This window comes from Micromonospora sp. NPDC048040 (assembly GCF_055587185.1).
The window spans coordinates 24,486-41,988 of sequence record NZ_JBVJGT010000040.1; the positions used below are offsets into that span (position 1 = coordinate 24,486).

Sequence of the window (17,503 nt, forward strand, 5' to 3'; positions counted from 1 at the left end):
GGACCGGGCGGCCACACCTGCGTCGACGGGGACCGGTCGGGCCGGCTGGCACCGGCGGGTGACCGCGCTACCGATGGCGTACCTGGCCGGGCTGGTCGTCCTCGCCTTCAGTCACCCGTTCCTGCCCTCCTGGCGTTGGCTGGCGATCCACCTTCTCCTGCTCGGGGCGGTGACCAACGCGATCGTGGTGTGGAGCGCCCACTTCACCGTCGCCGTGCTGCGCGCCCCGGCACCGCCGAACCGCCGCGGGGAGACGGCCCGTCTCGCCGTACTCAATGTCGGTGTGGTGGCGGTGCTGGTCGGCGCCCTGGCTGGCCGGCCGTGGGCCGGCGTCGCCGGCGCGGCCCTCGTCTTCACCGCGATCGTCGCCCACGCCCACTGGCTGGCCGGCCGCCTGCGCGCCGCACTGCCCGGCCGGTTCACGGTCACCGTCCACTACTACCTCGCGGCGACCCTCGCCATCGGCGTCGGCATCCCGGTCGGAGCCTGGATGCTGGTGGTGGACGACGCCACCCGTCCCCGGCTGACGCTCTTCCACGCCCACGTCAACCTGCTCGGCTGGGTCACCCTCACCGTCCTCGGCACGCTGCTGACGCTCTGGCCGACGGTGCTGCGCGCCCGGATGGCCGCCGGCGCCGCCCGCGCCGCCGCGCTCGCCCTGCCCCTGCTGACCACCGGACTCGTCCTGCTCGGCGTCGGGCTGCTCGCCTGGTGGCGTACGGTCATCGGGGTCGGCCTGGTGCTCTTCGTCCTCGGGGCGCTGGCCGCGCTGCGTCCCGCCGTCACCGCTGCCCGCGCCCGGCCGCCCGCCTCCTTCGCCACCTGGTCGATCGCGGCGGCCGCCGGCTGGCTGCTTGTCGCGCTCGCCGTCGACACCGCGACCCTGCTCGCCAGCACCGGGCCGGAGGCGGCGGCGGGCCGCTTCGGGATCGTGCTCGTCCCGTTGCTGGCCGGCTTCGTCGCGCAGGTCCTCATCGGGTCGTTGAGCTACCTGCTGCCGGTGGTCCTCGGTGGCGGGCCGGGGCCGGCGCGGCGCCGCATCGCCATCCTCGACCGCAACTGGCCGCAACGGGTGGCGATGGCGAACGCGGCCCTGGTGGTGTTCGCCCTGCCGAGTCCCCCGTTCGTTCGCATCACCACCTCACTGTTGATCCTCGCCGCGCTGGTGCAGTTCCTCGTGCCGGCCGTGCGGGTCCTACTCGCCGCGCGGAGGTAACCGTGTCCGGGCCCGCCCCCACCACGCCGACCCGCCCCCTCGGCGGCGTCGCTGTGGGCCTCACCCTCGTCCTGATCGCCGTCCTGGTCGGCGTCGCCGGCCAGCGGCTCTCCACCGCACCGTCCGGTGCCGGCACGACCGCGAACGGATCCGTGCCGGCCTCCGGGCGCACCACCACCGTCTCCGTGGTCGCGCAGGGGATGCGGTTCCAACCGGACCGGATCACCGTTCCGAGCGGCGACCGCCTGGTCATCGAGGTGACCAACCGTGACGACCGCCGCCACGACCTCGTCCTGGCCACCGGCCAACGGACCTCCGCCATCGGCCGTGGGGCGACCGCGCGCCTGGACGCCGGCGTGATCGGCGGACCGGTGGCGGGGTGGTGCTCCCTGCCCGGGCACCGCCAGGCCGGCATGACGCTGACGATCACGACCACCGACGCGCCGGCCGGCACCGGGCACGAGAGCGGGCACACCGCACCCGGCGCGGAGGTGCCGCGCGTCGACGCCATGCCGCCCCCGCGGCGACCTTCACCGCCCGGGACGCCGCCGCGCCAGCCACCCCGCCCGGTCGCCTGCACAAGCGGGAACTGCGGGTGCGCGAGGTGGAGCGCGAGGTCGCCCCGGGCGTACGGCAGAAGCTCTGGACGTTCGACGGCACGGTCCCCGGGCCGGTGCTGCGCGGCAAGGTCGGCGACACCTTCGAGATCACCCTGATCAACGACGGCACGGTCGACCACGGGATCGACTTCCACGCCGGTGCGGTCGCCCCGGACGAGGTGATGCGCCCGATCGACCCCGGGCAGCGGTTGACCTACCGGTTCACCGCCACCCGGGCCGGCATCTGGATGTACCACTGCTCGACCATGCCGATGCTGCACCACATCGGCAACGGCATGTACGGCGCGGTGATCATCGACCCGCCCGACCTGCCCAGGGTCGACCGCGAATTCGTCCTCGTCCAGTCCGAGCTGTACCTCGGCGGCGACGGCGAGCCCGGCGACCTGGCGAAGATGCAGGCGGAGCGGCCCGATGCCGTCGTCTTCAACGGCTACGTCGCCCAGTACGCCCACCGGCCGCTACCCGCGCGGGCCGGCGAGCGCGTCCGGGTCTGGCTGCTCGATGCCGGCCCCAACCGGGACAGTTCGTTCCACGTCGTCGGCGCCCAGTTCGACACCGTCTACCGGGAGGGGCGGTGGGAGGGCCGGCCGGCCGACCCCGGTGGGGCTCAGGTGCTCTCGCTGACTCCGGCCGCCGGCGGCTTCGTCGAGACGGTCTTTCCCGAGCCCGGACACTACCCGTTCGTCAGCCACGCCATGGTCGACGCGGAACGCGGTGCCCGGGGCGTCTTCGAGGTGACGCCCTCCTGACAGCTACCGCCGCCGCGACGACCGGAGGCCACGCCAAGCGGGCGCACGCCCATCCCGGCCGACCTCCCCAGCGGGTGGTTCGGTGTTGTGCCGGGTCACGAGCTGGTTCCCCTGAGTGCTGCGCGCGGCGGTTGATGGCCGGCCGCCCGCGTCTGCGTTCGCCGGCAGGGTTGACGTGGTCAGGCGTGGCATGGATTCTTGTTACTGGTATAGACCGGTGTGGCCAGCTGATCTGTTGGGAGTCGAGGATGCGGCGCGGCGGACCTCGGGCCTCAGCCTTCGCGGCGTTCCGCTCGGTGTGTGCCATGCCGGGATTCATGCCGATACCAGGCGCCAGCCAAGTTGAAGGAGTGGAGGTGTGATGTTTCTGTCGCGTTCGTTTCGTGGCTTTCGCCGTGCCGGAATATTCGCCGGACTGGTCGGGCTCGCCATTGGACTGGTGAACCCTCCTCCTGCCCGGGGCGAGGCCCAGGCTCCTGATCGGGTGGATGTGGCGCGCATTCTCCCGGTGCCGCAGCAGGTAGCGCCGCGTCCGGGCTCCGTCGTCCTGCCCGGCGATGTCGATGTCGTCGCGGGCGCGTCCGTGGATTCGGCGGCCGAGGAATCGCTCGTGGATCTGCTCGGGGCGCACGGTGTCACGGCCAGGGTCGTCCGAACCGCGGACATGTCGACGTCGCGCCCGTTGATCCTCCTCGGCGGGCCGGGCGAGACGTCGGCGAGCACCGCGGTGCTGAGTGCCCTCGGGGTCGAGGGGCCAGCGGGGCTGCCCGGTGAGGGGTACGTTCTGGCGGCCGGCCACGATCGTCTCGGGCGACCGCGGATCGTCCTCGCGGGTCTGGACGGCGCCGGCACCTTCTACGCCGTTCAGTCACTGCGTCAGCTGCTCGTGCCGGAAGGCTCCCGGGTAACGGTCGACGGTGTGGCGGTGCGCGACTGGCCGGGTTACCGAATTCGTGGCGGCATGGAGTCGTTCTACGGACCGGTGTGGTCGCAGGAGGACCGGCGTTCGCAGATCGAGTTCCTGGCTCGGCACAAGATGAACCAGTTCTTCTACGGGCCTGCGGACGATCTGCGTACCGGGTCGGAGTGGGACTCCCCGTACGACGCGGCGGAACTGGGCCGGCTGAAGGAGATCGTGGACCTGGCGCGGTCGCGTCATGTCGATTTCGTGTACCGGGTCTCGCCGGAGGCGCCCTTGGCCCCGGGTCAGGGGATCTGCCACGTGCGCGAGTCCGATCGGGCCAAGCTGCTGGCCCGCTTCGCGCAGTTGTGGGAGATCGGGGTCCGCAGTTACGTCATCGCCTGGGACGACGTGTCCGGTAACTTCGCGTGCCAGGAGGACCGGGACGCCTACCGGGGCGATTCGTCGCCGCTCGCCGCCGCCCAGGCCGGGGTCACCAACCTGGTCCAGCGCGAGTTCATCGAGAAGCACCCCGGCGCCACCCGTCTGGTGACCGTGCCGACCGAGTACTGGGGCATGACCCGTACGCCGTACAAGAACCGGTTCGACGAGTTGGTGAGCGCCGACGTCGACCTCTACTGGACCGGGCCGGAAGTGGTCTCGCCGAGCATCACCCGGGACGACCTCCGGGCCGCGCAGGCCGCCTGGCCGCGGCACCGGATCATGCTCTGGGACAACTACCCGGTCAACGACTACAGCCCCAACCGGCTGCTGTTGGGCCCACTGGTGAAGCGCGACGCCGGCATGGCGGACGACGTCATCGGCATCTCGTTCAACGAACTCGTCCAGCACCAGGAGGCCTCGCTGATCTCACTCGGCACGCAGGCCGACTACGCCTGGAACCCCGGGGCCTATGACCCGGAGCGCTCCTGGACGCGCACGCTGCAGATCGTCGGCGGCGACGCCTACCAGGAACTGCGGCTGTTCGCGGAGAACAACCGGGCCAGCGTCCTCGACAACACCGCCCGGCCGCGGTTCGCCGCGCTCATCAACCGGCTCATCGCCGAGTACTCGGCGGGCCGGCCGGTGGGCGACGAACTCGAGCAGCTCGATCGTGAGATGCGCCGCCTGGCGGAACTGCCCGCCGCGCTCCGGGCACAGCTCGACAACCCCGCGCTGCTCAAGCAGATCGGACCCTGGCTGGACCGCGTCGGAACGACCGGCCAGGCAGGCCGGGCGGCCGTGGCCATCCTCCGGGCCCAGGACCGGGGCGACGGCGAAGCCGCCTGGCTGGCACGACGGGATCAGGCGCGTGCCCGCGGCATCCTCGACAGGACGTGGCACCAGATCAGTCCCGGTCCGGTCGACGACCTGCTCAGCTTCGCGGCCTCGCAGAGCGACGGCTATATCGGTGACCGCTGGTACGGCGACCTTGGGGCTCCGACGGGCCTACCGGCTGCCGCCCAGGGGTCGGCGCTGGGCAACCTGACCGACCGGCGCGACGACACGGCGTATGTCGCCGCCGGCACACCGCAGGACGGCGACGCGATCACGGTGCCGATCACCAAGCCGCACCGGCTGTCGGCGGTGACCGTGGTGCAGGACGCGACCGCTCCCGCCGACGGCATGATCCAGGCGCTGGTCGACGGCGCCTGGGTGGATCTCGGACCGCTCGCTGACGGGTTCACCAAGGTGCCGGCCGCGGACCTCGCGGCCAGTGCGGTACGGATCCGGTGGACATCGGGCAGCGCGGCCCCGCACATCTACGAGATCGTCCCGCACTACTCCGACGTGTTCAGCGGCGCCGTGTCGGTCGATCCGCCGGGATCGCTCATCGCGCCTGGTAAGACGAAGCGATTCCAGGTCGCCTTCGAGGTGTTCGCGGATCACCGGATCAGTGGCCAGGTGAGCGCCACCGGCCCGGCCGGCTGGACCATCGACCCGGCGAAGCAGGTGTTTCGTGCCCAGCCGGGGGGCCGAACCGTTGTCGCGAGCGTACCGGTGGAGGTGACCGTCCCGGCCGATGCCGAGACGGGACGCCACCAGGTGACGGTGTCCTTCGCCGAGGACGGCGCGCCACCGGTGAACGTGTCGCTGCCGATCCTGGTCGGGGAGCAGAGCTACCCGAACCTCGTGACCGGGGCAGACCCGGCCGGCTACTGGCGGCTCGGCGACGCTACCGACTCCAGCACCGCCGTGGACGGCTCCGCCAGCCGGCAGAACGGCGCCTACCTGGCCGGTGCCCACCCGGGGGCCGAGGGCGCGATCACCGGTGACCGGGCGGCGGACCTCACCACCGGGTACATCGAGGCGCCGCGAAGCCCGCGAACCGACCTCCAGGGCGCGTTCACCCTGGAGGCGTGGGTGAAGCTCGACACGCTCGCCCCGGCGCCGGGGCAGGCGATCATCGAGAGTTACACCGGGCCGGCGGTCAACGGGTATGCGCTGAGGGTGACAGACGGCGTCCTGCAGGCGTGGTCGCTGGGCGCTGCCGGAAAGGGGTACGGCCTGGTGACCGGCCGTACCCGGCTGACACCGAACACGTGGCACCACGTCGCCGCCGTCTTCGACGGGTCACGACTGACCGTGTACCTCGACGGGGTGGTGGACAACAGCGCTGCGACGTCGGTGTCGCCGGGCAGCGGTACGGCGAGCGTCAAGCTCGGCGGCCGCGGGGACGACGCGAACCAGCGGCTCCAGGGCGACCTCGACGAGGCGGCGATCTACGACCGGGCCCTGACCGCGGCCGAACTCGAGGCGCACCACCTCACCGGACTCGGCTGACCGGCCTCCGCCGATGTGCGTCAGCCCTCCGATGACGGGGGGCTGACGTGCATCTGGATGGCGTAACGATCCCCGCGGTAGAGCGACCGACCGAACTCCACGACCTTTCCCATGTTGTCCACCGAGATGCGCTCGATCAGGAACGCCGGGCTGTCCTCCGCGACTTCGAGCCGCGTCGCCTCGGCGTCGGTCAGCCGGGCGATGGTGACCGTCTGCCGCGCCGATTCCAGCCGCACCCCGAAGACGCGGCCCAGCACCTCGTACAGCGAGTCATCGCGCCCCATCACCGCCAGCAGGTTGGGGAACCGCGTCGCGGCGAGGTTGGTCCGCTCCAGCGCCATCGGGATGCCGTCCGCGGTACGGATCCGTTCGATGTAGTGGGTCGGCTCGCCCGGGGCGATGTCGAGGCTGGCGGCGACGGCGCGGGTGGCCGGGCGGGTACGGGCGCGGTACGACTTGGCGCCCGGTGCCATGCCGCGCATCCGCATGTCCTCGCTGAACGAGCGGAAGATCTCCGAGTGGGTCAGCGTGGGGTGCTGCACGAAGGTCCCGCGCCCGGGCACCCGCCGGACCATTCTCTTCGACTCCAGCGCGTCGATGGAGCCCCGGACGGTCATCCGGGCGACGCCGAACCGTTCGGCGAGGACCCGCTCCGAGGGAAGCAGCGCGCCGTCCCGCGAGCTCAGGACCATGGCGGTGAGCACGTCTCTGATGTGCTCACCCTTGCCGCGGTTGTGCTCCGCCGGCAACGATTCAAGCGCCCCCTCGCTCGGCTCGTGTCGCCTCCTTGGCACGGACCCGATCCCCTCTCCCCGTAGTTGGAGCCATCCTACGGGCAGTTTCCGCCCCGCCGCCGACATCGATGCAACCCGTTGACCTCCGGTCTATACCAGTATTACGCTCGGCGCGTCCGCAGGTCTCGAGGATGGCGGCCATGACGATCGGAGACGAGATGCCCAGAAGATTCGGTGTGATGGGGGTGGTGGCGACACTCGCCGTAACCCTTGCCGCCTGCGCGCCGGGCGACAGCGGGGATGGCGGTGGCGACGCCGTCAACCTGAAGGTCTGGGGTTGGCGGCAGGAGGACGTCGCGGCGTACAAGAAGATCTTCCAGATCTACGAGAAGGCCCACCCGGGCGTGACCGTGGAGTACGTCCCCTACAAGAACACCGAGTACGACACGATCCTCAAGACCGGCCTCACCGATGCCAACGGCCCCGACGTCGCGCAGCTGCGCTCCTACGGACTGCTCCAGCCGCTGGTCGGCTCCGGCAGCCTGGTGCCCCTCGACGACCAGGTCGACAAGCTGAGCGGATTCCCGAAGCCGATCCTCGACGGCGCGAAGGGCGAGAAGGACGGGCGCGTCTACGGCGTTCCGTTCGCGATCCAGACGCTGCATGTCATCTACAACAAGAAGATCTTCGCCGACAACGGCATCGCCGCCCCCACCGCCTGGGCGGACATGATCGCGGGCTTCGACAAGCTCAGCAAGGCCGGCGTCACCCCGCTGGCGAACACCGTCACCGACAAGTGGATGCTGCCGATCGAGCAGGAGATCTTCGGAGCCACCACGTACGGCGGCCCCGACTACCTCACCAAGATGCTCAACGGCTCGGCGAAGTTCACCGACGCGCCCTGGGTGAAGTCGCTAGAGACCTGGAAGGGCACCCAGAAGTACTGGCCGGCGCAGGCGTCCGGGGTGAACTACAGCGACGCGCAGGCCCTCTTCACCTCCGGCCGGGCCGCCATGTTCCCGGGTGGCGTGTGGGAGCTCGCCGGGTTCAAGAAGGCCAACCCCCAGCTCGACATGGGCATCTTCAACGTGCCGCCGGCGCCCGGCGCGGCGGTCGACAAGACGCTGGTGCCCGGCTACGTCGACGGGTCGTTCGGTGTCTCGGCGAAATCCCGCCACCGGGACGCGGCGCTGGACCTCGTGCGGTGGATGGCGACGGAGGAGTTCGGCAAGGCGCTGTCGAACGAGCTTCAGCAGATCTCCCCGGTGCCGGGCGTCGAGCCGCAGGACGAACTCCTGGCGCAGGCACTCAAGGCATACCAGGCGAACCCCAGCCCGTACGTCACCTACGCGTACTTCTCCGGCGGCACACCCACCGCCTGGGACCTCGCCTCCGAGGCGTTCTCCGACTACGTCCTGGGCCGAGGCAACGCCGCTGACGTGGCCGCACACATCCAACGAGGGGTCGATCAGTGGTTCCGGCCCAAGAACTGACGGTCCGTCCCGCCCGGCGGTCACGCCGCCGGGCGGGACGGGTCTCGGCAGGGTGGATCACGACGTTCTGCCTGCCGGCGTTCGCGCTCTACGGGCTGTTCCTCGTGGTGCCGCTCGTCACCGCCTTCTACTACGGGCTGTTCCGCTGGGACGGCACCCGTCAGGGGGAGTTCGTCGGGATCGGCAACTACCGGGAGATCCTCACCCGCTACCCGCTGAGCGACGAGATCCCCGCCGCGCTCGGACACAACGTGCTCTTCTTCGTCGGCACCATGGCGATCCAGAACACCATCGGGCTCGGCCTGGCGGTGCTCCTGCACCGCAACCCCCGGGGCAAGCGGCTGTTCCAGACGCTCTTCTCGCTTCCGTACCTGATCAGCCCGCTGATCGTCGGGTACATCTGGTCGCTGTTGCTGAGCCCCACCTTCGGCCCGATCAACTTCGCGCTCAGTGCGGTCGGCCTGGACGCCTGGGCGCGCCCGTGGCTCGGCGAGCCGGACCTCGCCCTGCCGGTGCTGATCCTGGTCAACGCCTGGCAGTGGATCGGCGGACCGATGCTCATCTTCGGTGCCGCTCTGGCCGGCATACCCCAGGAACTAGAGGAGGCGGCCGCGGTGGACGGCGCGTCACCGACCCGCACGTTCTGGAGCATCCGGTTCCCCCTTCTGATGCCGGCGGTCGGCGTGATCACCGTGTTGACGTTCATCGGATGCTTCAACATCTTCGACCTCGTCTACGCGCTGGGCGGTTCCGACGGCGGGCCCGGCGGCGCCATGGACGTGCTGGGTCTGCTCTATTACCGGACCGCCTTCCAGGGCGGCAGCAACGCGATCGGAGAGTCGTCGGCGTTGGCCATGCTGATCTTCGTGCTCATCTTCGGCGTCTCCCTGGCCCTGGAACGGGCGCTGCGCCGCCGGGAGGTCCACTAGATGAGTGCCATCCTTCGCGCCGCCCCCCGCCGGGCATCGAAGGTCGGAGCCGGGACCGTACGTCCGCGCGGCACCCGCCAGCGTTCGCTGCTGCACGGCGCGGGCAGCCAGCTCCTCCTGTGGACGTATGCCGCGATCGCCTTCGGCCCGCTGCTGCTGGTGCTGATCGGCTCGCTCCGGCCCAACGCGGAGATCCTCCGCGCGCCGGTCGGCCTGCCCAGCTCGTTCGACCTGAGCAACTACACCCGCGCGTGGCAGACCGCGTCGATCTCGACGTACTTCGTCAACTCCCTCACCGTCACCTGCGCCTCGGTGGCACTGTGCGTCAGCGTGTCGGCGATGGCCGCCTACGCCCTGGCCAGGTGGAAGTTCCGGGGCCGCGCCCTGCTGGCGGCGTTCTTCCTGTCCGGGTTGATGATTCCTGCGAAACTCGGCCTGCTGCCGGTGTTCTACATGTTCCAGTCGATGGGTCTGATCGACAGCCGGATCGGGCTGGTGCTGCTCTACGCGGCGAGCGGAATCCCGTTCTCGGTCTTCGTGATCATGGGCTTCATGCGGGGACTGCCCGGTGAGCTGGAGGAGGCCGCGCGGATCGACGGGGCGAACGAGGGCCGGCTGTTCGTGTCGGTCGTCCTGCCCCTGATGCGGCCGGCGCTCGCGGTGGCAACCGTCTTCCAGTTCGCGCCGACCTGGAACGACTTCTTCTACCCGTTGGTACTGCTGCGCAGCGGCGACAAATACACCATTCCGGTCGGGCTGACCCGGTTCTTCGGCGAGTTCGCCGCCGACCGCGGCACCCTGTTCGCCGGACTCGTGATCGCCCTGGTGCCGCTGGCCGTGGTGTTCGCACTCGCGACCAAGCAGATTGTTGCAGGACTGACCGCAGGGATGTCGCGATGACCACGACGATCACCATCGACGGCGGCAAGTCGGAACTTCGGCTGCTGCTGCGTACCCCGGCGGGCCGTCGGCTCGGCGTCGGTCCGGGCTTCTCCTACCAGCCGCACGAGGATGGCGTCGAACGGATCCTGGCCGCCGTTCGTGGCGCCGCGGCGACGATCTCCCTCCCCGCGCAGGTGGCCGGCGTGGTAGCTGGCCTGACCGGCGTACCGGGGGAGCATGCTGAACGCCGGCGTCTCGCGCTCGCCCTCGAGCGGCAGTTCGGCGGCCGGGCCGTGGTCGTGGAGGACAGCATCCTCGCGCACGCCGGCGCTCTCGGCGGTCCCGGCGTGCTGTTGTGTGTCGGGACCGGGACGACCGTGCTCGCCGTGGACGCGGACGGCGACCATGCCCGGCTCGACGGATGGGGTCCCCACCTCGGCGACCGGGGCAGCGCGTACGCCATCGGACTGGCCGGAATGCGCGCCGCGACCGCGTCGCACGACCAGGTCGGGCCGGCAACGGTACTGGCCGACAGTCTCGTCACCGCGCTCGGCGGCATCGACCTGGCGTCGCTGCAGCGTTACTACCGGGACCCCGCGATGGTCGCCCGTACCGCGGCCTTCGCCCGCGACGTGCTCGACGCGGCCGCGCAGGCCGACCCGGTGGCGGGGCGGATCTGCGCCCAGGCCGCGGCCGATCTCGCCGATACGGCGCAGGTGGCAGCCGTCCGGCTCGGCCTCAGCGGGGCAGCCCGGCGGGTGTCCTTCAGCGGACGGCTGCTGGCCCCGGGGAACGCGCTCCACCAGGCGCTGGCGGCCGAACTCGAGGCCAGGGGGCTGTCGCTGGTCACACCCAGAGCGGAGCCGCTCGACGGCGGGCCGGCGTTGCTGAGCGCTGTCGCCCCCTACGCACGCCTGCTGGCGAGCCACGGAACCGGTGGCGACGCATGAGGGTCGGACACGGGGTGGTGCGTCTCGAGGTCGTGCCCGGAGAACCCATGGGTGGCTATGCCGACCGCTCCGACGGCGTCCAGAACGTGCTCGACCCGCTGGAGGTCCATGCCGTCACGTTCGCCGACGACGGCCACCGGTTCGCGCTGGTGGTCGCGGATCTGATCTGCGTCAACGTCGACGTCGTCGAGCGGATCCGCAGCGCCATGCGGGACATCGGCGTGCAGTCCTGCTGGGTCGCCGCCACCCACACCCACGCGAGTCCCGAGGCGGGCTGCAGCCCCGGCGGCGAGGCCACGCCACGGCACCTCGCCGACCGGCTCGAAGCCGCATCGCTGGCGGCCGCACGGTCCGCCGTGGAGTCCGAGCGCGCCGCCAGACTCGGCTGTGTCCGCACACTGGTTCCCAGGCTGGCGGGTCGCCGTAACGTCGCCGACGCGGGCCCGCTGGACATTCCCGTCGACACCCTCACGGTCACCGCGGGTGCCGACGTGGTGGGGCTGGTCGTGATCTCTCCGGTCCACCCGACCATCCTTCCCGCCGACAACAACCATGTGAGCGCGGACCTGAACGGCGGCATCCGCCGGGCGCTGTCCGCACCGGGCAGGTGGGTGGTCGTCGCCACCGGTGCCGCCGGCGACATCAGTACCCGGCAAACCCGTCAGGGGCGGGGGCTCGACGAGGTGGATCGGCTCGGGGCCTGGTTGGCCGACCGGGTCCTACCGGTGCCGCCGCATGCCGGCGGGGGCACCCCGACGCCGGTACGGCCGCCGATCTCGCGAACCGTCACGCTCGCCCCCAAGCAGCCCGCGGAGCTCGACGTAGCCCTGCGGCAGACGCCGCTGCCGGTGGGCAAGGACGAACGCATCCGCTGGGTCCTGCAACAGGGGAGGCGGATCGCGGAGGAGCAGGCGGCCCGCCGTCGCACCGAACCGTACGTCATCGACGTGGAGGCGGCGGACCTCGACGGGATCACGGTCGTGGCCGTTCCCGGCGAGCTGTTCCTGGAGCTGGGCGAGACGATCCGTTCGGCAGCGCCCGGCCGGGTGGGGGACATCGTGGTCCTCGGCTATGCGAACGGCTACCTCGGCTACCTACCCGCCCGCGACACGCAACCCTGCTACGAAACCTATGTCAGTCCGGTCACCTCGGGCAGCGGCGAGATCGTCGTCGAGGCTGCCGTCGAAGCCGCCGTCGAAGCCGTCGGCGACCGTGAACATTCCAGGAGGATCAGTGCCTGAGCCGGCCTATGCCACCATCGCCCGGAACGCACTCGAACAGGTTCTGGCCACGGAGCTCGACGCCATCGAGGCCGCAGCCGGGCTCGTCGCCGACGCCATCGCCGCCGACGGCGTCCTACAGGCGTTCGGGACCGGCCACTCGCGGATCGTCACCCTCGAACTCGCCGGGCGCGCCGGTGGGCTCGCCGCCGTCAGCATGCTGGCGGTCAAGGATCTCGTGATGTTCGGCGGCGCCGACCCGGGGCCGATCCTCGACCCGACGTACGAGCGCGAGTCCGGTCTCGCCGAGCGGATCTACCGCCTCGCCGCACCCTCCGAGCACGACGCCTTCCTCATCGTCTCCAACTCCGGCATCAACGCCGCCGTCATCGAGATGGCGACGCTGGCCCGCGAGCGTTCCCATCCGATCGTGGCGGTCACCTCACTGGCACACACTCGCTCGGCCGGTGCGCGTTCCACCCAGGGACCGCATCTCGCTGACCTGGCGGATGTGGTGATCGACAACCACGCGCCCGCAGGAGACGCGGCACTGGAGATCACCCCAGGAGTTCGGACCGGGGCGGTCTCGTCGTTCACCGGAGTCCTCATCGCGCAGCTCCTCACCGAACTGGTCTGCCGCCGGCTGTTGGCCCGCGGCATCGACCCGCCCGTCCACGTATCCGCGAACCTCGCTCAGGGCGACGCGCACAATCGCGGCCTCTATGAGCGGTACCGGGATCAGGTCCGGCCGATCGAACCCTGATCCGCCACGGACGGAGGCTTCCAGGCGTCGGGGGAGACGTTTCATCGGGGGAAGTCCTAGTTGAGTCGGCCTGGAGCGCGGTGCCTGCGTTGCCGCTGGTCCGTTTCTCCAGGCCGCTCGCCGAACCCGCCGTTGCGCGTCTTCGCGCAACGGGCTCTCCACGGTTGCTGCCCGTCAGGCGTTGTCGGGTGTAGCGCAGGGGTTGGGGATCGCGCGACGTATCTTGACTCCGGTCTATACCAGTATTAGCGTCTGCCGCATCTGCCCGAACGCGCGGGTGGTCATGGGCACCGAGTGCACGCCCGCCAGCCCGCGTCGCGGTTACCGACTCGATGAGGAGCAGGGCTGATGGCTGCTAGACAAAGTACGAACCGATGGGCATGCACGGCTGCGCTCCTGGTGGCTTGTCTCGCGGCCGGGGGAGTCGTCCTGGCGCCGGTTACCGCAGCGGCGCCGGCTTCACCACGGGCTGCGTCCGGGCCGTCAGCTGGGGACGCCATGCCTGACGGGCCAATCGGTCGTCCAGACCAGCCGGCGTTCCCCGACGGATACGTCCAGCGCGTGCAGGCGGCCCTGCGGCAAGGGGCCGACACGTGGGGCGAGCAGCTCATGGCGCTGCCTGACGGCCCGACGATGGCAAACATGCGGGACCTTCTCGTACCGGCCAACCACGGCGACGACTTCTGGCACGACACCCGGTGGAACAACCTTCCATTGACATACCCGATGCCGGACCTCAAGAACTTCAGCGCGCAGCGGGACTTCAGCTTCCACTTCACCGACGGCAGCCAGATCAACTCGGACTTCGCCGACGGGCGGACTCGGCAGTGGGTCAAGTTCTACGTCGGCGACGGGACCGAACTCTACGGCTCGTCCGAGACCAGGCTTGACGAGCCGACGCTCGCCGATGGTTACCAGCCGGTGCTGCAGAACCGCTACACCGACCGCCAGGGACGGACCTATGAACGGGAGTCCTACGTCACCCGGTTCTCCGGCTCCGCTCGGCTCATGAGCATGATCCGCTTCATCGTCCGGCCGGGGGACTCCGGCCAGACGTCGGCCACGCTCCGCGTCAACCTGAACGGCATGTACGTCGCCGGGGCCGTGGCTGTCGAGAACAACCTCAAGGTGGGCGACAAGCTCGCGCTCGCCTACAGCGGCCAGGCTGCGTGGAGCGCACCGGATCTGACCTACACCCTCGACCTCAGCAAGGGCCCGGCGGAGGTCCACCTGCTCATGATGAACCAGCCCCAGGCGCTCGGGACGGTCGTCATGGACAGCAGCGGATACGACGCCAGGCGGGCACAGATGACCGCCTACTGGAAGGGCCAGCTCGACACCGGGAGTGGGGTGCAGATTCCGGAGAAGTACACCGCCGACGCCATGCGGTCCATGCTGCTGGCCAACCTCGTCATGGGCTACAACCTCACGATCGGCAACGGCTACGAGCTGCCCGACGACCCGAAGTTCGCCTGGATCCCCGAGGTGGTGGCCACGGTGGGGTCGCTCGGCGACTTCGGCTATGCGCCGCGCACCCGGCAGACGATGGACGAGTTCCTCGTCCGGGGGCAGTACCTTGACGGGTTCACGACCTGGGAGCGGGGCATCAAGCTCCAGGCGGCCGCGAGGTACCACCTCCAGACCGGGGACTCCGGACTCATCACGGCCCACCTGGCCACCTTCAAGGCGTGGCTCAACGACATCGCGGCCCAGCGGAGCAACGGGCCCAACGGGCTGCTCGCCAAGACGAGCCTCTATTCCGACAACAGCGCACGGGCTCACGGCATCCACCACCAGGCAGACGTGTGGCGTGGCCTGCGCGACATGGGTGTCGTCCTGCGTCTCATCGGCCGCCCCGACGACGCGGCCGCCTTCACTGCACAGGCAGACGGGCTACGCGCCGCGACCCTCGCCGCGATCGACCGGAGCAAGACCCAGTTGCCCGACGGCTCGGTCTTCGTGCCCGTTGCGCTGCTCGAGCCGAACGACTTCGACCCGGCCGGGATGATCACGAACTCACCGCAGGGCAGCTACTGGAACCTCATCATGCCGTACGCCCTGGGCAGCGGCTTGATCGATCTCAACAGCCCGGTCGGGCAGGGGCTGACGACCTTCCTCAACAAGCACGGCGCCACGTTCCTCGGGCTCACCCGGTTCAATCTCAGCGGTGAGCCGGTCGAGGCGTGCCAGACCCGCCCTGCCGGCCCGTGGCCCGCAGCGGACGGTTACCGTTCGAGCGGCGTCGACCAGCAGTACGGCTGGTCCTACCTCAAGTATCTCGACCAGATCGGTGATGCCGACCGGATCGGGCTGACGTTCTACGGCATGCTCGCCCAGGGCTTCACCCGCAACACCTTCATCGGGGGCGAGGGCGAAACCGTCGCGCCGTGCCCGATGGAGTACTACCGCTCCCAGTTCCGGGCACCCCTGTCACCGAACAATGCCACGTACCTCAAGGCGCTGCGGGGGATGCTCGTCAACGAGACCCTCGACGCCGCGGGTGTGCCGACCGAGCTCGACCTCGCGCCGGCAACGCCCAAGCCGTGGCTGTCCGACGGCCAGACGGTCGGGGTCACCAAACTGCCGACCCTGTTCGGCCCGGTGACCTACTCCATCAACTCGGCCGTTGCCCGGGGCACGATCGAAGCCACGGTGACGCCCCCGCCCGCCGCGGCGGGTCGCCCCGGGCTCCAGCAGGTCAAGCTGCACCTACGACTGCCGGCCGGCTACCGGCTGGAGGCCGCGACCGCCAACGGCGCGGCAGTCGCCATCGAGGGCGACGCCGTGACGGTGCCGGGCACAGGGACGACGACCGTTCGAGCTACGGTGTCGCGCGTCAAGGTGGGCCAACTGTCCCGGGCGCAGGTCGTTGCGACCGAACTGGCGACCATGGTCGCCCCGGGGGCGACGACTGATCTCGGGATGCTCGTCGAGATGTCCGGGACCGCGGTCGTCCAGGGCCGGATCTCGGTGGACCTTCCGAACGGATGGACGCCATCGTCCGAGCAGATCCTGTTCACCCGCAACGCCAGGAACGGGCTCGCTTGGCAGCAGGTCCGTACGCGCGTCTCGGTCCCGGAGAATGCGGCGCCGGGTGACTACCGGATCGTCATGACCGCCCGCCCGGATGGCGGGGAGCCGAGGGCGTTCACCACGACCGTGACGGTGGCCAGGCCGACTCCCGGGACCTACGCCGACCTGGTGCGGGCCGACGGCGCCGTCGGTTACTGGCGGCTCGACGACAGCGGGGCGACAGTGCTCGACAGGTCCGGGCACGGCAACAACGGGGTCGTCCGGGGATCCGTGGTCCAGGGCCAGCCGGGGCCGCTGGCCGCTGGGAACAGCCGGTCGATGAGCCTTGAGGGCGGTTACATCGAGGTACCCGACTCGGCAAGCCTGAGCCTGACCGGCCCCTATGCCCTGGAGGCATGGGTCTACGTCCGGGAGGGCGGCGACCAGGGCGTGCTGGAGAAGTACGACTCGCCCGCCCGTAACGGGTACCTCCTGCGCCTGGGTGCGAAGAACCGGCCGGCGGCGATGAACCTCTCGGACTCCCTGTCCACCACCGGTCCGGTCGGTGCTCCCGTGCTGCAGTGGGGCTGGCACCACCTGGTGTCCGTCTTCGATGGCTCGACGCTCAAGGTCTATCTCGACGGCACCGAGCGCGCGTCCGTGCCGATCAGCCGGGTGCCGACCGACGGGGCTGCCTCGCTGAAGATCGGGGCACGAGGGGATGACGCGGCGAACCGCTTCGGTGGCTGGATGTCCGAGGTCGCCGTCTACGATCGCGCGCTCACCCCGGAAAAGGTGAAGGCCCACTACGTCAAGGGTGTGACGGTCGTGAGACGGTGAAGCCTGTTGATCAACCGACCTCGGTCGTACTGTCGTAGCGGCGGATCTGGTGGCCCGCAGGGCCGGCACTCACCCTTCGGGTTGGCCGATGGCGGCCCGGATCGCGTCCCGGATCGGCTCGATGGTCGCCACCCCCACCGCCGGTGTTGTCCAGGACGCAGAACAACGGATGGTAGCCGTAAGGTCGGTCCGGACCGCCCTGCGGCGTTGCCGCTGTGTTTTCCCCGGACCGCCTTCCGGCTGAAGTGGGGGCAGTCATTACTGACACTCTGCAACGGGCAAATGTAACGGTTGATGAGGAGTAACGACGCCAGCGGCAACACCACCTGCCGGCCGTCGGGCACCAGCGCGAACGTGTGCGACGCCACCAAGGCGGGCAGCCGGACCTGACGTGGGACGCCGAAGGCGAA

Annotated in this window: 12 protein-coding genes; 11 read left to right on the forward strand and 1 reads right to left on the reverse strand. The window is 70.3% G+C overall.

Going from position 1 to position 17,503, the window contains the following annotated elements; all coding sequences use genetic code 11:
• Positions 1-58: 58 nt before the first annotated feature.
• The 4 genes from ACZ6O2_RS27035 (at position 59) to ACZ6O2_RS27050 (ending at position 6,270) form a co-directional block, all read left to right on the forward strand.
• On the forward strand, positions 59-1,216 hold the full coding sequence (locus ACZ6O2_RS27035; RefSeq protein WP_466024806.1) for a hypothetical protein: 1,158 nt from the start codon (positions 59-61) through the stop codon (positions 1,214-1,216).
• A gap of 200 nt (positions 1,217-1,416) precedes the next feature.
• Positions 1,417-1,932, forward strand: coding sequence for a hypothetical protein (locus tag ACZ6O2_RS27040; RefSeq protein ID WP_466024837.1), 516 nt, complete (start codon positions 1,417-1,419; stop codon positions 1,930-1,932).
• Positions 1,821-2,585, forward strand: a complete 765-nt coding sequence (locus tag ACZ6O2_RS27045) for a multicopper oxidase domain-containing protein (protein ID WP_466024838.1) — start codon at positions 1,821-1,823, stop codon at positions 2,583-2,585. Before ACZ6O2_RS27040 ends, ACZ6O2_RS27045 begins: the two co-directional genes overlap by 112 nt.
• Positions 2,586-2,946: 361 nt before the next feature.
• Complete coding sequence (locus tag ACZ6O2_RS27050; RefSeq protein ID WP_466024807.1) at positions 2,947-6,270, forward strand: beta-N-acetylglucosaminidase domain-containing protein; 3,324 nt, start codon at positions 2,947-2,949, stop codon at positions 6,268-6,270.
• A 20-nt stretch (positions 6,271-6,290) separates the two neighbouring features.
• Here ACZ6O2_RS27050 and ACZ6O2_RS27055 read toward each other — a convergent pair whose 3' ends face one another.
• Positions 6,291-7,064, reverse strand: coding sequence for a GntR family transcriptional regulator (locus ACZ6O2_RS27055; protein ID WP_466024808.1), 774 nt, complete (start codon positions 7,062-7,064; stop codon positions 6,291-6,293).
• Positions 7,065-7,204: 140 nt separating this feature from the next.
• On the opposite strand from ACZ6O2_RS27055, the gene ACZ6O2_RS27060 reads away from it, so the two are divergent.
• The 7 genes from ACZ6O2_RS27060 to ACZ6O2_RS27090 all read left to right on the forward strand — a co-directional run bounded on the left by ACZ6O2_RS27060 (position 7,205) and on the right by ACZ6O2_RS27090 (position 17,093).
• Positions 7,205-8,497 (forward strand): ABC transporter substrate-binding protein, encoded by a 1,293-nt coding sequence (locus tag ACZ6O2_RS27060; protein WP_466024809.1) that lies wholly within the window; start codon positions 7,205-7,207, stop codon positions 8,495-8,497.
• A complete protein-coding gene (locus ACZ6O2_RS27065) occupies positions 8,476-9,426 on the forward strand; it encodes a carbohydrate ABC transporter permease (RefSeq protein ID WP_350710588.1) in 951 nt (316 codons plus the stop codon). The genes ACZ6O2_RS27060 and ACZ6O2_RS27065 overlap by 22 nt, the downstream gene beginning before the upstream one ends.
• The gene (locus tag ACZ6O2_RS27070; RefSeq protein ID WP_466024810.1) at positions 9,427-10,326 is read left to right on the forward strand and encodes a carbohydrate ABC transporter permease; all 900 of its coding nucleotides are present in this window, start codon (positions 9,427-9,429) and stop codon (positions 10,324-10,326) included. It abuts the gene before it with no gap.
• Positions 10,323-11,258, forward strand: a complete 936-nt coding sequence (locus ACZ6O2_RS27075) for an N-acetylglucosamine kinase (protein WP_466024811.1) — start codon at positions 10,323-10,325, stop codon at positions 11,256-11,258. The genes ACZ6O2_RS27070 and ACZ6O2_RS27075 overlap by 4 nt, the downstream gene beginning before the upstream one ends.
• 47 nt (positions 11,259-11,305) lie before the next feature.
• A complete protein-coding gene (locus tag ACZ6O2_RS27080) occupies positions 11,306-12,499 on the forward strand; it encodes a hypothetical protein (RefSeq protein ID WP_466024812.1) in 1,194 nt (397 codons plus the stop codon).
• Positions 12,492-13,241: a sugar isomerase domain-containing protein gene (locus ACZ6O2_RS27085; protein ID WP_466024813.1), complete on the forward strand. Its 750-nt coding sequence runs from the start codon at positions 12,492-12,494 to the stop codon at positions 13,239-13,241. The genes ACZ6O2_RS27080 and ACZ6O2_RS27085 overlap by 8 nt, the downstream gene beginning before the upstream one ends.
• Before the next feature lie 642 nt (positions 13,242-13,883).
• Positions 13,884-17,093, forward strand: a complete 3,210-nt coding sequence (locus ACZ6O2_RS27090) for a LamG-like jellyroll fold domain-containing protein (protein ID WP_466024814.1) — start codon at positions 13,884-13,886, stop codon at positions 17,091-17,093.
• The last annotated feature ends 410 nt before the right edge of the window (positions 17,094-17,503 follow it).